Below are 14,999 nucleotides of genomic sequence, written 5' to 3'. Positions count from 1 at the left end.
CATCCTCACATTGGCCACCGTTAACACCGCCAACGTCTCAAGCGCCCTGATGCAGATCAACGACGCTTGCGCCGCCCAGGATTTGGACTGCCTTGCCCGTTATGCAAATCTGCCCGTTCGTTTGCACCCGATAAGTAACCATGGGGCAACCGGAAAGATTCCGCGCTTCCCCTGACGTAAACACCACAGCGATCTAGCGCGGATTTGCGCCCAGACGCTCAGTCCAATCCGACCGCCTCACGCGCGATATCATCCAGCAGGGATTGCACGTCCTGCATGGGACCGTCGGGATAGGTTCGGTATCCCACCATCACCTCGCCTGCGCGTTCGGCGACAAAGATGCCATAGGGACACTGCGCGATGTTCATCGGGTCCGCTTCCATCATCTTGCGCGACACCACGGCGGAACAGAACACATAGATATCCGCCGCTTCAAACAGCTTTACGTCACTGCCGACATCGCCTGCCGTCCGGTTGAGCATCTCGCCCGTGTGGCTGACATAATCAATCACCAGCCCTTCGCCGATGATCGCGTTTTCCACGCTGAATGCAGCATCGTCAAAACTGCCGTCAAACGGGTAAACCACAGAGGTATCCTGCGCCTGTGCTGCCCCAAAAGTGGCCAAGCAGGCCAGCCCCGCCCAAAAGAATGTTCGCATATCCGTCCCCTTCCGTGGTGAAAATTGATCGATATGGTCAAAGAGAGCTTTGCGCGTGATCAAAGCCCTCTCTGTTTCAGTCTAGGCTCCGAACATGTCGGCGGTGATGCCGGTATACCACCCTTCGGATTCCTCATAGGTCGTCTTGCGCAATTCTGCGGTCTCACCCGTCGCCGAGATAAACCCGTCAACCTTGGCGATCTTTTCCTCGGTTGCCTCATAGGTCGCGCCGACTTTGACGCCGTTGTTGGTGTCGATCAGAGACCAGCAGGTGTTGGAGAACTTGGCCGGGAAGACTTTTGATCCCGTCAGCGCACCGCGCACCGCATTAGCGCATACCTTTGCCTGCGAGTTGGCCGAATAGCCCGACTTTGGCATATCCCCCTGCTGCGCGGCATCGCCCAGAACATGGATATCCGCATCCGCCTTTGACGACATGTCGGCCGCATTCACGGGCGCCCAGTTTCCGTCTGTCACACCGGCAAGCTCGGCAATATGACCTGCCTTCATGGCGGGGATGACATTGCAGACGTCCACATTTGTCACTTCACCGTCGATCGACAAGGTCATGGCGTCCGCGTCAACCGCCACGTTGCCACCGCCAAAATCGTCACCGATCCAGTCGATCATGCCATCATAGTGATCCGCCCAGCCTTCCTCAAACAGCGCCTGTTTTGAGAACTTGGCTTTCGGGTCAGCAATAATGATCTTGGCCGTTGGATTGTTCGCCTTGAGGTAATGCGCCACCATCGACACCCGCTCATAAGGACCGGGGGGGCAGCGATAGGGGTTTGGCGGCGCGACCATCGCAAAGGTCCCGCCCTGCGGCATCGCCATCAGTTGCGCCTTGAGCAATTCCGTCTGTGATCCCCCCTTGAACGCATGCGGCATCGCATTTTGCGCAGAGAGGTCCCATCCCTCAACCGCGCCGTCGACAAAATCAATGCCGGGCGACAGGATCAGCTTGTCGTAGGGAACCGATCCGCCCCCCGCCAGCGCAACCGTCTTGGAATCGCGATCAACGCCCGTGGCCCAATCATGCACAACATTCACACCACTGGCAGCAAGGCCACCATAGGAATGTCCGAGTTGCCCCATCTCTTTGAATCCGCCGATATAGAGGTTCGAGAAGAAGCAGGTGTAATACTGGCGTGTCGGCTCGATCAAGGTGACCCCGACCTCACTCTTGCTGTCCTTGGCGATATAGCGCGCAGCGGTCGCACCGCCTGCGCCCCCACCGACAACAACCACCTGTGGTTTACCGTGGCCAGCCGCAAAAACGGTGGGCGCTGCTAGGGTTCCCATTGCAGCGGCACCCGTGCCCAGAAAGGCGCGTCTTTTTAGTGTCATCGTTCTCTCCTCCCAGAGTTTGGCCCCGTTATTCGAGGTCCTGAAAATATGCGGCCAGCGCCGCTATCTCATCATTTGACAACCGCCCCGCCATCATCTGCATGACGGGATGGGGTCTGAGCTTGCGTTTGTAGGCGTGCATGGCCACAACGAAATCCTCCGTCGGCCATTGCGTAATTCCAGGAATACCATCGTTTGCGCCACTTGTCTGGTGGCAGGTCTTGCACTCACTCGCGAGGTATTCGCCGTATTCAGGATCCCCCTGAATGGCGAGGATCACCGGATCCAGATCATGATCGGTGCCCGTCGCGGTCGGCTCGGCTTCGGGAATGTTGCCCGGATCATCGGAGTAACGGCGCAGATACGCCATCAGGTCGGAACGCTCTTGTTCGTTTTTGATGCCCCTGAAACTCATCCGTGTTTTGGAGACCAAGGCGCGCGGGTTCTCGATATAGGCATCAAGGGTTTGCGCCGTCCAGATCAGGCCGTCATTGCCCATGCGGATCATGTTTTTGGAGTATTTCACCCCCTCCACACGCCCTGCCGTGCGGCCAAACACCCCGTTCAACTGGGGGCCGATGCCATTTTCGGCGCCCTCCCCCACCTTGTGGCAGGATGCGCATTGACGGAACACCTCCCGGCCCTTGTCCGCGTCGCCCAAACCACTGGCCACCGCGCCCCCCGCTGCCAAAGCAAGGGCAAGACCGGCCAAAGACGAAAGGAACACGTGCATCGCCTTATTCCTTGAAGGATTTGAGGTATTCGACAACCGCCAAGAGATCGTCTTCTTTCCTCAGCCCGGCGAAGGCCATCTTGGTGCCCTTCATGTAGTCTTTTGGCTTGGCGAGAAAGGCAATCAGTTCGGCTTCGCTCCAGACCAATCCTTCCTCAGCGGCGGCGGTCATGGGTTTGGAATACCTGAAGCCCTCGACCGCGCCGGCAGGTTTGCCGACAATTCCGTTCAGGATCGGACCGACACGATTTTTCGCATCCTCCCCCACCTGATGACAGGATTTGCACTTGCGAAACACCTTCTCGCCCTCTTCGGCAAGGGCTGCGTCAAATGACGCCGCGACGACCTCGGGTTCAGCCTGCGCCGCAGTCTCAGCGACGTTCGTTTCCTCGGCAGGGGCCTGCGCCTCTTCCTGCGGTGTGACATCAAGAACCATGGCGCGCATCGTGACGCTCACGGGTTCGGGTTTGCAGTTCTCCATACAGGGTTCACCGCGCCACTGCGCATATTCCGTTTCGGCCCGATCATCGACGATGAACCCATCCGCATTCGGCATTTCCACGTCCAGAAATGTCTCATTGGACAGTACAAAGTCATCGTCAATCAGATCATTGGAATAAAGAATATAGGCAAGGATCGCATATGTCTCATCATCACTCAGTGTCCCTGCGTTGCCATAGGGCATCGAGCGTTTGATGTAATCAAAAGCCGTCGACAGATACGGCCAATAGGACCCGACCGTCTTGAGCGGGTCGTCATGGTAAAGCGTGTCCATACCCCCGGCCAGTTTCGGCCAGTTGCCAATCCCTTCGGCAAAATCGCCATGACAGGCCGCACATTGGGTGGCAAATATTTCCTCACCGATGATCGCGTCCCCTGAACCCACTGGCAGCCCTGTGCCATCAGGGCGCACATCCCCATCCCACGCGGCGATTTCCTCGGGCAGCGCCGCCCGGCCAAGGCCAAGCTTGTCCGCCATCGCAGGCGCGGCCATCAGGGACAGCGCGGTCAGGGCCAAGGTTGATTTAAGAAACTTCGACATTTTCAGTCTCTCCGTTCGCGCGTACCAGCCATGTCTGGATGCAGTTGTTGTGGTAAATCGAATTCAATCCGCGCACTTCGCGCAGCTGCGCCTTGGTGGGCTGAACATATCCTGTTTCGTCCATGGCCCGGCTCTGCAGCAGCAGTTCTGACCCGTCCCAATCCGTATCGAGGTAAAACCGCGTCAGGGCCATTTTCTCGCCCGGTTTGGCAAGCCGCGCGGTTTGCCAACTCATGCCGCCATCCTTGGACACATCCACACGGGTGATCGCACCTTTGCCCGACCACGCGAGGCCACTGATCACCAGCGGTCCCTTGCCATGAGTGATGGGGGATTGCGGGCTTGGGCTGGTCACGACAGACTTCGCATCCATCGCCCATGTCCACTTGCGGCTGGTGCCATCCGCAAGGGTGTCGGTATATTTCGACGTCTCTTCGCGGCTTTCGACGGGGCCGTCCATCACTTCGATGCGGCGGATCCATTTCACCCACATATTGCCTTCCCATCCGGGAACGACGAGGCGCACAGGGTATCCATGTTCCTTGCGCAGCGCTTCGCCATTGGCCTTGAACGCGATCAGACAATCATCCAGCGCCTTTTCCATGGGGATCGAGCGGCCATTGGACGAGGCATCCGCCCCTTCCACAAAGACCCATTTGTCCTTGAGATCACCCGCCGTATCGAGCCCGGCTTCCTCCAGCAAGGTACGCAGGGGTACGCCGGTGTATTCCATATTGTGGATCATACCATGGGTGAATTGCGCGCCGTTCAACTGCGCACCGGCCCATTCCATGCCGGTATTCGCCGCACATTCACAGAAATAGACGTGGTTTTCACGCGGGAACCGTTCAAGATCGCCGTAGGTGAACACCAGCGGGGTATCGACCAGGCCGTTGATCATCAGGCGGTAATCTTCTTTCTTCAGATCAATCGCGCCAGAATGGTGACGCTCGAACGCGCAGCCTTGCGGCGTAATCGTGCCATCCAATGCGTGAATGGGCGTGAAGTTGATCGAACTGACCGTATCCGCCGTCAGCCATTCGACATTGCGGCGGATCACGTCGCCTTCATGCGCGATGGGCAGACCATAGGGGGTTTCATCGACGCCATCGCCAAAGCCCTGCGCCCATTCCTGCACATCGGTGATCAGAGGGTCGGGTGTTTGGCTGCGCGCCGCCGTTGCACCCAGCGCTCCTGCACCGGCGGCAGCGGCACCGCGCAAGAACGCACGCCGCGAGGTGCCGTCTGGTTTATTGTCATGCTCTGCCATGCCTGATGTCTCCTGTCGTTTGGGTCCGCTCATGCGCCGACCACTTGCACACTGTTGTTGGGATCAAGGGAGATGACCCCCTGTTTGGCGATATGCGCCTCAACCACATCCCAGATCGCAGGCCCCTCGGTGCCTTCATTGACCGAAGCCCAGCCCGCAACCTGATAGGTTCTGGCAGGATCAATCGCCTCACCCGTTTTGAGCAGGGTCATTTCCGTGATCCGGCTGCCCTGCGGCTTTGTCACATCAATGCGGTAGCCAAGGCCGCCAACCCGCACCATATCCCCACCCTGCTGGTAATAGGGGTCCGGGTTGAACAGGTTGTCGGCCACATCCTCAAAAACCACATGCAGGAATTCTCCTGTCATTTCGGTACGATACGCAGCACCATAGCTCATCGAAGTGACATTCCAGATGTCTTCGCGCGTGATGTCCTGACCCGGGAGGATCGACGGCCCCCAGCGCACGCCGGGGCTGAGCGCGATGTCTGCCTCCCGCTCGGAAATCAGCGCATCGCAGATCAGATCATCCCACGTCCCGTTGAAATTACCGCGCCGGTAGAGCAGTTGATCTTCGCCCGTGCGGCCAATGACTTCGCTCAGCTTGTCCATGTAAGGCGCCCGCTGGGCATCAATGACTTTCGCAACCTCCGGATCAGGCGCGATCACATCGGAAAAAATCGGGATCAGCTTGTGGCGGAAGCCCATCATGCGCCCGTCGCGAACGTCCAGATCCACACGGCTGACGAATTTCCCGTTCGATCCGGAGGCCACGATGATCGTGTCACCCACAAGCACCGGTTCAGGCAGCGCATCATGGGTGTGGCCCGACAGGATGACGTCGATGCCGGTCACTTTGCCCGCCATCTGCTTGTCCACGTCAAAGCCATTGTGCGACAGGCACACCACCAGTTCAGCACCCTGCGCGCGGACCTGATCGACCATCTCCTGCATGTTCTCATCGCGGATGCCGAATGAATATTCAGGGAACATCCAGCCCGGATTCGCAATCGGCATATAGGGAAAGGCCTGACCGATCACGGCGATCTTAACGCCGCCGCGCTCAAAGAACTTGAAAGGCGGGAACAATTCCGCAGGCTCGTCCCATTCCGCGTCAAAGATGTTCTGCCCAAGGGCCGCAAAAGGCAGCCCCTCGACAATCTCATTCACGCGATCAGAGCCCAGCGTGAATTCCCAATGGAATGTCATCGCATCCGGCTTCAACGCATTTATCACATTCACCATGTCCTGCCCTTGCGTCTGGAAACAGGTATAGCTGCCGTGCCATGTGTCCCCGCCGTCCAGCAACAGGGCATCAGGGCGGTCCGCACGGATCGCATTGATCACGGTTGAAACACGGTCCAACCCGCCCACACGCCCATAACTTTGCGCCAAAGCTGTGAAATCATCATAGGTCAGCGCGTAGGCCGACGCGCTGCCGTCCTCAATCCCATAGAGCTTGCGAAACTCAGCACCCGTGATGTGCGGCACGGCACCCTTGTTGTCACCCACCCCGATATTGATTGAGGGCTCGCGAAAATAGATGGGTTTGAGCTGCGCATGGATGTCCGTGATATGGATCAACGACACATTGCCGAAGGTATCAAACTCAAGCAGCTTGTCTTGCGTCAGCGCCTGTTGCGCCGCCAGACGGGACCAGTTCCCGAAACCAGAGGCACCCAAAAGCGCCGTTGCTGCCATGCTGGTTTGCAAAAAATCACGGCGAGATATCATTCCGGAACTCCCAGTCGCACGAACATATGCGGTTTATTGAATTAGTGTTTAGAGAGAAAACCCCGCGCCGATCTCTCGGGCGGGGCTTTTTTCGTTCAGTTACGGACGGAGGGGCCTTCGACGCTCAGACCATTGCCGCGTGAGGCGACGTAAAGTTCCAGCGCCACGAACTCAGCGCTACCGGGGCTGTATGTTTCAGCGCGCGTATCGCGAATACACCCTTTGAAGCGCGAGTGTGAGCCGTTCAGCTTGGTGTTTTTCAAACGATAGACCGGAAAGCCGTTGATTTGCCCCTGGCTCAGGTGATCCGCCCGGATCATCATGCCATAGTTGTCCTCATGGCAATTCGAGCAGGACAGCTCCAACTGGCCCGTGCGCGTGTAATAGAGCTCTTTGCCAAGCTCCCAGGTGGATTGCGCAGGACCGTCAATCGCAACGTTCACAGGCATGCCACGCGACACCGACGCAAGGGCCGCTTCCATGTTGATCGCATCACCGCTGTCGTATTTCCACGCCTCGGCACCCATGCGATTGGTGCGGCAATCGTTCACCTGCATCTGCAAGGTGCGCACTTCGCCCGCGGCTTCATTCCATTTTGGATATGTCGCTTTGACACCTGCCATGCTGTCGATGTCATTGTGACAAGCCGCACAGGATTTACCTTCGGTGCCATCTGCCGTCGCCCAGACCTCCAGTGCCTGTTCGACAAAGATCATGCCGGGGTTGTCAAAGTCATCCGCCTGCATGGCACGCGTTTCCGTACCGCGAAACAGCCACCCTGACATGACCTCATCCAGCGCGTCCGACACATGCGCCGGTGCCGCAGTCCGCGTCACGATGGAAATATCTTCGTTCACCACCAGCTGATCATCCACCGGTTCAGCGAATGCGCCCGGTGTTATCATGAACGTCGCCAGCAAAGCGCTTGTTATTTTCCGCATGGTATCCCTCCCAAGAATGATGCGCTTATCCGCCGATCGCGATTGATTTGGTCTCTTCGTAGACAGAGCCGTCATCATCGTACCATGTAAATTTGAACTCACCGGCCTCGGGGACCTTTGCTTCGAACTCAAAATAGGGGTTGGTGGAAATCGCGGGTTCCATCTTCACGTCCACCACGTTTTCACCGTTAAAATCGCAGGTGAAGCGGTTGATGATTGAGCGCGGGATTACGTTGCCCTCTTTGTCTTTACGCTGGCCGGATTCCATTTTGTGGCTGATCAGCGTCTTGATGGTGATGCTGTCACCAGCAGACGCTGTTTTTGGTACTTTCACGCGGGGTTTTACACCTGACGCCATGTTAAATCTCCTTGATCGCTTTAGCCGCCGCAGCCGCCGATTGTTACCTTGACCGTGCTGGAGGCTTGCACGAACGACCCGTCTTCAAGCTTGGCGATTGCCACGACATCCTGCGTACCAGCGAGACGGATACGGGTGGACGCAGCGCGCGAGGCCGAAAGCGGTCCAAACTTGAAGATGGCCACGCCGGGCGTCGGATTGCCCGTAGCCAGCACGAGGATTTCCGCAGCCGTTTCCGAGGCGACTTCGATTGGCACCGTATTCCCGTTCTCGGCAATTTCAGGGGCGATCAGATTGATATCGCCCGCGCCCACTTCGGCACCGCCCGTGAACGCAGCGATTGCGTCTTCGGCCGCGGAGGATACGCGCAGTGGAACACCGGCAATCAAGAGCGCCCCCGTCCCCATCAAGATTGCATTACGTCGTGTCAGTTCCATAACTTGATCTCCTTCATTCTCTTTCGGAAAACATCCGAAAGGGTTTGGATTATTCTGTGAGCGTCGCGAGGTAGGCGACAACATCTTCAACCTGCTGGGCGCTCAAAAGCGGCCCAAACGTTTCATCCGCAGCCTTGCCCGTGTAGGCATTGCCCGGGCGTATGAACCCTTCAGTCTTGTAAAACGATGGCATCATGCTGTCCTCGAACAGAATCTTGGCGTTCACGACAATGCCGCGCAACTCCGCTTCGGACCAGCGATCTGCAGTGCCATCCAGCATGGGCCCGATTTCACCGTGCCACGGTACATCCGCCAGATCGCTGACCTGATGGCAGGCCACGCAATTGCCCTGCCCCTTGTCGCCGACAATCAGACGGCCATTGGCAGGATCGCCGGGTACACCGGTCAATGACTGCTCCACCGCACCTTCGTTGAAACTGACAGCTGTGGGTGCAACCTCCTCGGCCAGCGCACCTGAACCAGTGAGCCCCACGACGGAAGCCAAAATTACGGAAATCCTCATACGTCCTCCCAAACGCTGCATTTTGTATACCGTAGCGCACAGGATCACGTTGACGCAACAACAAATTCAACTAATTGAATTTTATTATGTGATAGGTCAGAACCGCTTGTTTTTGCGCTTTATTTCGACTGCTCTGCGAATTTGCGCGCATGATATCGTTGGAAACCTTCGTCTCCGTCATAGCCTTCCTCGACGACCCAGTTCAGCATATTAAAGGTCGTATAGCGCCCAAAGGCACCGGGCATTGTTGCAACGGCGGCCTTACCCGCAGAAACCCCGTCCTCGACCTGTGTCGGGAAAAACAGAATCATGGGCGTGAATAATGCACCCCATTTTTTGACCATTTCCTTTTCTGGCAAGGCCTCGCCATCAAAGTCTGTCACCTCAACGTCACCGAACATGTTGATCTGCACGACAAAGAAGTTTTCCTCGATGTACCCGGCGATTTCATCAATCGGAAAGACCTCTTCATGCATCTTTTTGCAATAAATGCAGCCACGCTGTTCGATGATGACCATCAGGCGCTTGCCCTCGGCATTCGCTTCGGCAAGGTCCTCTGAAAGGTCCTTGAACGTCTCGCGCATCCACGGCGCCTTGTGCAGCCCGTCATCCCCCAGATTTGCAGCCACAACCCCCGTGGCCATCATGACCAGTGCAACACATGCGGTGAACAGTTTTCTCATGAGGTTTCCTCCCGTTTATCCAAGCACGCCAAAGTTTGGAAATACCTCCAGCATCAGCAGTGCAATGTAATTCATTGAGTTTGTCGCGATCAGCAGGCCAAAGACGATCAGCATCACCCCCATCGCCTTTTCAATCCGCCCAAGGTGACGGCGAAACCGGTGCATCCAGCGCATGAAGGGCCCGATAAACAAGGCCGCCAGCACAAAGGGTGCAGTCATGCCCACACCATAGACGAACAGCAGCCAAGCTCCCGTCGATGCCGTATCAGCACCGGCTGCCGTGAACAGGATGGCCGCAAGGACCGGCCCGACACAAGGCGTCCAGCCAAAGGCAAAGGCAAGGCCGATCACATAAGCACCTGCATAGCTGACACTGGACGCCCCGCCCGTATCCGCACGCAGTTGTCGGTACAGAACGCCGATCCGGATCACGCCCAGAAAATGCAGGCCCATCGCGATAATGATCGCCGCCGCGATCCAGCGCAGGATGTCGAAATATTCGCGCACGACCTGCCCAAACAGTGTCGCTGCCGCGCCTAGGCCCATAAAAATCGTGATCACACCTGCGGCAAAGCAACAGGCGGCAAGCACGGCGCGCCTGCGTGTGCGACTGTCAATCTGTGCGTCCGCCGAAATCTGGTTCATGCCCACACCGGCCAGATAGCTGAGATAGAAAGGCACCATAGGCAGGATACAGGGTGACAGAAACGACAGCAGACCGGCAAGGGCAGCGCCCAGAAAGGTGATATCCATCATAGCAACGGTCGAGCCTTGTGTTATTCACATATTCATATTACGTTATTTGTAGATCAAAGGTCAATTTGACATGTTCCTGCGCGCCCTCGTTTTTTCCAGCCTGCTGGTTTTGGCCGGTACATATTCTGTTCTGGCGCAGACACGGTTGGTGATGATCGAGGAAAAAGGCTGCATCTGGTGCGCCCGCTGGAACAAGGAAATTGCGGACATCTATCCGAAAACCGACGAAGGAAAGACCGCCCCTTTGCAGCGTATGGACATCCATGCGCCGCGACCCGAGGGGCTCAGCTTTGCGCGCTCGCTTCATTACACGCCGACGTTCGTGCTGATTGTGGACGGCTCAGAAGTGTCGCGCATCGAAGGGTATCCGGGGGAAGATTTCTTCTGGGGCCTCCTGCGGCAAATGCTCGTTGACGCAAATATTGCCATACTTGAATAAAATACCGGGCTGCGGCGCAATGGGCCGTTGTACGAAAGGTCAGGCCCCCTTATGAACAAGCAAACCTTGGCTGTTGAAGCCGATACAAAACCTAGCATCGGGCAGAACATGGGCCTTCCAGTTTTTGACGTGAACATGTGTGCGGAAGATTTGGACAAGATGGCAGCCAATGCCGTTGAAGCATCCAACTTTCTCAAGGCGATCAGCCATGAGGGTCGTTTGATGATCCTGTGCCACCTTGCGTCTGGTGAGAAATCGGTGACCGAGCTTGAAACGCTGCTGTCCGCGCGGCAGGCCGCCGTTTCGCAGCAATTGTCCCGTTTGCGGCTTGAGGGCCTCGTGACCCCGCGGCGTGACGGCAAGACAATCTACTACAGCCTGGCGGATGACCGCCCCAAACAAATCATGGAAGTGGTTTATGAGCTGTTCTGTCAGGACAAGTGAGACGCCCGTCCGAACGCCTGCCCCATAGGTACCATGCTTGATCTGATGTCAGAATCCACCCTCGTCGCTCTCATCGGGCTTGTGGGTGGTATTTTTCTGGGACTTGCCGCGCGCATAGGCCGGTTTTGCACGTTGGGCGCAATCGAAGACCTCCACTACGGCGAAAACGCGCTGAGGCTACGCATGTGGGGCATCGCCATCGGCGTGGCCGTCCTCGGCACCTTTGGCCTGTCGGCGATGGGGCTGCTGGATCTGCAACAGACGCTTTATCTCTCTATCGCATGGAACCCTGTGGCGAGTATCGTTGGCGGCTTGCTGTTTGGATATGGCATGGCATTGGCGGGAAACTGCGGCTACGGCGCTTTGGCGCGGGTCGGGGGCGGTGATTTGCGCTCGCTGCTCATTGTGCTGGTCATGGGCATCTCGGCATACATGACCCTCGGTGGGCCGTTTTCGGGCCTGCGCATCTGGCTTTTCGGGGCGACAGAGCCCGCCACCGCTGTCCCGTCATTCGCCCATATCATTGCCGGGGCGACGGCCCTTCCCGTCAATGGCGTCGGGATGGCGATAGGATGCGCGATGCTGGGGCTCACACTGCTGAGCCGCGAGTTGCGCGCCTCAGCAAGCCATATCATCTGGGGCGTTGTCGTTGGCCTCACCATTGTCTCCGCATGGGCCGGAACGCAGTGGGTTGCGAACAATGGGTACGACGCAACGCGGGTCATCAGCCATACGTTTTCCGCCCCCATCGGTGAAACATTGATCTATGCAATGACATCCTCCGGCAATTCGATCAGCTTTGGCACAGGGTCGGTGATCGGCGTCGTCCTTGGCGCGTTGATCGGCAGTCTGATCAAGGGCCAGTTCAGATGGGAAGCCTGCGACGATGCCAGAGAATTGCGCCGTCAGATCCTCGGCGGTGCGCTCATGGGGGCGGGCGCCATCATAGCCGTCGGTTGCAGTGTCGGTCAGGGCCTTTCGGCGTTTTCCGTGCTTTCCTACGGCGCGCCGCTTACCTTTGCCTGCATCATGATCGGCGCCGCCATTGGCCTGCGCCAGCTCATCCTCGGGTTCAGCCCGTCCATATAGCGGACTTGCATATGCTGGGATTCAAGCTTTTTGAGGATCACGGCCTGCGGTTTTTCGAGCACGCTCGCAGTTCTTCGCAACGTTAATCGACAGCCTCGGTCGGACCAGACAGCTGCGGGGAAATTGATGGGCTTTCCCCATGTGATTGATGCCTTTGAGTGCTCCGAATATCAAATTCTGCGCGCGAAGGCTGCGGTTGCAGCATCTTTCCAAAACTTGTTTGCATGCACGGACTTACAACGTTGCCCTCGGCGCGGGTCGCGGCGTTGTATACCGTTGTATTCCAGCAACCCCTTAAAATCATTTGATTTTTGCAGCTTTCAACATATAATTACTGGCTATTACTCCATTTTGAAAGATTGTTGCGCATGCTCGATACAGAGTTTGGGAATTGGATTGGACGCACTGAGCAATGCCATGGCGCATTCAGTTCGGAAGCTGCCAGAAAGCTATCAGCGACAGTGGGTGGCACAGCGGCCAAAACTGGCGCGCCCATTCCCTATCTTGCCCATTGGTGCGCGTTCACCCCGGATACCCCGATGGCAGGTTTGGCAAAAGACGGGCATCCCAGCTTGGGTGGTTTCCTTCCCCCCATTCAACTGCCGCGCCGGATGTGGGCAGGAGGCGCCTTGGAGTTCTCTGCCCCGCTCCATGTCGGGGCAGAGATTTCGCGCCACTCGACGATTGCCGCGGTTGCACAGAAGGACGGGGCTGCCGGGCCGATGGTTTTCGTGACGGTGACACATGAGTTGCGAGAGGGGGACACGCTTGCCATCCGCGAAACCCAAGACATCGTGTACCTTGATATTCCCGCTGAATTCTCGCCCCCCCGAACAAAACCGACCCCGACGACCCCGGCCCTCATTAAAGCGGTGGAGGTGAACGAAGCGTTGTTGTTTCGATTTTCCGCCCTGACCTTTAACGCGCATCGCATTCACTATGATTTGCCATATGCACAAAACGTCGAAAAATACCCCGGTCTGGTGGTGCACGGGCCCTTGCAGGCCATGCTGTTGATGCAGGCGGCGACAAAGTTTGCAAAGCGCGCACCGCGAAAATTCAGCTTTCGCAGTGTCCATCCGATGTTCCATTTTGACGACATTCATTTGTTCGGCACTGAAACGGCAGATGGCATGACGCTCTGCACCGGACTTGTGGACGGCCATCAGGGCATGCAGGCGGAAATCACTTGGGAGGACACTTCATGAGCAATATTTTGCAAGGCATGCGTATCGTTGAAGGCTCGGCATTTGTCGCAGTACCTCTCGCAGGTATGACGCTGGCCCAGATGGGGGCGGATGTCATCCGGTTCGACAGGATCGGGGGCGGTTTGGATGCCAAACGCTGGCCCGTTGCGCCAAACGGCAACAGCCATTTTTGGGCGGGCATGAACAAAGGCAAACGCTCCATCGCGGTGGACATGCGATCAGACCGGGGGCGTGAACTTGTCACGCAGATCATCACGGCACCCGGTGAAGATGCGGGGATGTTCCTGACCAACCTCAAGGTGCGTGGCTGGATGGATCACGAAACGCTGTCCAAACACCGCGAAGATCTGATCATGGTTTCGCTCAAGGGGGACCGTCACGGGCGGCCAGCGGTGGATTATACCGTGAACCCCGCCCTCGGGTTTCCGGCAATAACGGGTCCCGAAGGAACAACCGAGCCGGTCGCCCATGCGTTGCCCGCGTGGGATTGCATCGCTGGACAGTTGATGGTGTCGACGTTGCTGGCAGCAGAGCGGCACAGGCTGCGCACCGGCAAAGGGCAGGACGCGGAGTTCTCACTGAAAGACGTTGCAGCAGCGATGCTCGGCAACCTCGGCATCATTGGCGATACAGCGATGGGGGGACCCAAACGCCAAAAATCAGGCAATGCGCTCTATGGTGCTTACGGTCAGGATTTCATCTGCGCTGATGGGCAGCGCATCATGGTGATCGGTTTGACGCGGCGACAATGGCATGGCCTCATGCACGTCACGCAGACAAAGCCACAGATGGATAAATTTGCGGCGCGTGTGGGAGTAGATCTGGATGATGAAGGTGTCCGTTACACGCACCGTTCCGCGATTACCGACATTCTGAAACCATGGTTTTCAGCCCGTACGTCCGATGATATCGGCATCATGTTTGATGAACAGGGCGTCACGTGGTCTCTGTTTCGCGACTTTGAAGCGGCCTTGGCGGATGACAGTGATCTGTCGACGGACAACCCGATGTTTTCGGAAATCGACAACCCTGGTCTGGGTCGTTTTCTGGTGCCGGGTTCTCCAGTGGCTTTTTCTGCACACCCACGGACGGATCCCGCGCCCGCACCCTCTCTGGGCTTGCACACCGAAGAAATTTTAGCGGATGTGGTCGGGTTGCCGGACGTTGAAATTGCCTCCCTGTTCGATACAGGCATTGTTCAATGCCCCGCGTATAAAGTGGTTCACTCCGCCGCTTGAGCGAGCACAGAGCCAGTCGCTCAGGGTATGGGGTCACCCCAAAAACACCGCGCATGGCACGGCAAACCCAAGGACGCCACGTCGTCGTCGGATCAC

17 protein-coding genes are annotated in these 14,999 nt (G+C 57.3%); 5 read left to right on the top strand and 12 right to left on the bottom strand.

Annotated features, from left to right (window positions below; translation table 11 throughout):
* Window positions 1-218: 218 nt before the first annotated feature.
* The 12 genes from K5Q35_RS08405 to K5Q35_RS08350 all read right to left on the bottom strand — a co-directional run bounded on the left by K5Q35_RS08405 (window position 219) and on the right by K5Q35_RS08350 (window position 10,485).
* Window positions 219-659 carry a DUF302 domain-containing protein gene (locus tag K5Q35_RS08405; RefSeq protein ID WP_013963045.1) on the bottom strand — a complete coding sequence of 147 codons (441 nt, stop codon included), beginning with the start codon at window positions 657-659 and terminating at the stop codon, window positions 219-221.
* Between the two features lie 81 nt (window positions 660-740).
* Window positions 741-2,009, bottom strand: coding sequence for an NAD(P)/FAD-dependent oxidoreductase (locus K5Q35_RS08400; RefSeq protein ID WP_220799222.1), 1,269 nt, complete (start codon window positions 2,007-2,009; stop codon window positions 741-743).
* A gap of 28 nt (window positions 2,010-2,037) precedes the next feature.
* Window positions 2,038-2,742 (bottom strand): c-type cytochrome, encoded by a 705-nt coding sequence (locus K5Q35_RS08395; protein ID WP_220799221.1) that lies wholly within the window; start codon window positions 2,740-2,742, stop codon window positions 2,038-2,040.
* Between the two features lie 4 nt (window positions 2,743-2,746).
* Window positions 2,747-3,784: a c-type cytochrome gene (locus K5Q35_RS08390; RefSeq protein WP_220799220.1), complete on the bottom strand. Its 1,038-nt coding sequence runs from the start codon at window positions 3,782-3,784 to the stop codon at window positions 2,747-2,749.
* Window positions 3,768-5,054 carry a sulfite dehydrogenase gene (soxC, locus tag K5Q35_RS08385; RefSeq protein WP_220799447.1) on the bottom strand — a complete coding sequence of 429 codons (1,287 nt, stop codon included), beginning with the start codon at window positions 5,052-5,054 and terminating at the stop codon, window positions 3,768-3,770. Before soxC ends, K5Q35_RS08390 begins: the two co-directional genes overlap by 17 nt.
* 29 nt (window positions 5,055-5,083) lie before the next feature.
* Complete coding sequence (gene soxB / locus K5Q35_RS08380) at window positions 5,084-6,787, bottom strand: thiosulfohydrolase SoxB (protein WP_220799219.1); 1,704 nt, start codon at window positions 6,785-6,787, stop codon at window positions 5,084-5,086.
* A gap of 95 nt (window positions 6,788-6,882) precedes the next feature.
* Complete coding sequence (gene soxA / locus K5Q35_RS08375; protein ID WP_220799218.1) at window positions 6,883-7,728, bottom strand: sulfur oxidation c-type cytochrome SoxA; 846 nt, start codon at window positions 7,726-7,728, stop codon at window positions 6,883-6,885.
* A gap of 25 nt (window positions 7,729-7,753) precedes the next feature.
* Entirely contained in the window at window positions 7,754-8,086 is a 333-nt protein-coding gene (gene soxZ, locus K5Q35_RS08370; RefSeq protein WP_220799217.1) for a thiosulfate oxidation carrier complex protein SoxZ, read from the bottom strand.
* Between the two features lie 20 nt (window positions 8,087-8,106).
* On the bottom strand, window positions 8,107-8,523 hold the full coding sequence (gene soxY / locus K5Q35_RS08365; protein WP_013963053.1) for a thiosulfate oxidation carrier protein SoxY: 417 nt from the start codon (window positions 8,521-8,523) through the stop codon (window positions 8,107-8,109).
* A 49-nt stretch (window positions 8,524-8,572) separates the two neighbouring features.
* Complete coding sequence (gene soxX, locus K5Q35_RS08360) at window positions 8,573-9,046, bottom strand: sulfur oxidation c-type cytochrome SoxX (RefSeq protein ID WP_013963054.1); 474 nt, start codon at window positions 9,044-9,046, stop codon at window positions 8,573-8,575.
* A gap of 119 nt (window positions 9,047-9,165) precedes the next feature.
* Window positions 9,166-9,729 carry a thioredoxin family protein gene (locus K5Q35_RS08355; RefSeq protein ID WP_220799216.1) on the bottom strand — a complete coding sequence of 188 codons (564 nt, stop codon included), beginning with the start codon at window positions 9,727-9,729 and terminating at the stop codon, window positions 9,166-9,168.
* A 15-nt stretch (window positions 9,730-9,744) separates the two neighbouring features.
* On the bottom strand, window positions 9,745-10,485 hold the full coding sequence (locus K5Q35_RS08350) for a cytochrome c biogenesis CcdA family protein (RefSeq protein WP_220799215.1): 741 nt from the start codon (window positions 10,483-10,485) through the stop codon (window positions 9,745-9,747).
* 70 nt (window positions 10,486-10,555) lie between these two features.
* On the opposite strand from K5Q35_RS08350, the gene K5Q35_RS08345 reads away from it, so the two are divergent.
* The 5 genes from K5Q35_RS08345 to K5Q35_RS08325 all read left to right on the top strand — a co-directional run bounded on the left by K5Q35_RS08345 (window position 10,556) and on the right by K5Q35_RS08325 (window position 14,903).
* Entirely contained in the window at window positions 10,556-10,924 is a 369-nt protein-coding gene (locus K5Q35_RS08345; RefSeq protein ID WP_220799214.1) for a hypothetical protein, read from the top strand.
* A gap of 108 nt (window positions 10,925-11,032) precedes the next feature.
* Window positions 11,033-11,368 (top strand): helix-turn-helix transcriptional regulator, encoded by a 336-nt coding sequence (locus tag K5Q35_RS08340; protein ID WP_044025691.1) that lies wholly within the window; start codon window positions 11,033-11,035, stop codon window positions 11,366-11,368.
* A 33-nt stretch (window positions 11,369-11,401) separates the two neighbouring features.
* The gene (locus K5Q35_RS08335) at window positions 11,402-12,457 is read left to right on the top strand and encodes a YeeE/YedE family protein (RefSeq protein WP_220799213.1); all 1,056 of its coding nucleotides are present in this window, start codon (window positions 11,402-11,404) and stop codon (window positions 12,455-12,457) included.
* 368 nt (window positions 12,458-12,825) lie between these two features.
* A complete protein-coding gene (locus tag K5Q35_RS08330; RefSeq protein WP_220799212.1) occupies window positions 12,826-13,665 on the top strand; it encodes a MaoC family dehydratase N-terminal domain-containing protein in 840 nt (279 codons plus the stop codon).
* Window positions 13,662-14,903 carry a CoA transferase gene (locus K5Q35_RS08325; protein ID WP_220799211.1) on the top strand — a complete coding sequence of 414 codons (1,242 nt, stop codon included), beginning with the start codon at window positions 13,662-13,664 and terminating at the stop codon, window positions 14,901-14,903. The genes K5Q35_RS08330 and K5Q35_RS08325 overlap by 4 nt, the downstream gene beginning before the upstream one ends.
* The last annotated feature ends 96 nt before the right edge of the window (window positions 14,904-14,999 follow it).

Source organism: Roseobacter sp. OBYS 0001 (genome assembly GCF_019654895.1).
Lineage (GTDB): Bacteria > Pseudomonadota > Alphaproteobacteria > Rhodobacterales > Rhodobacteraceae > Roseobacter > Roseobacter litoralis.
Note: the sequence above shows the minus strand (reverse complement) of the source record. Positions and strands in the feature narration are given on the sequence as shown.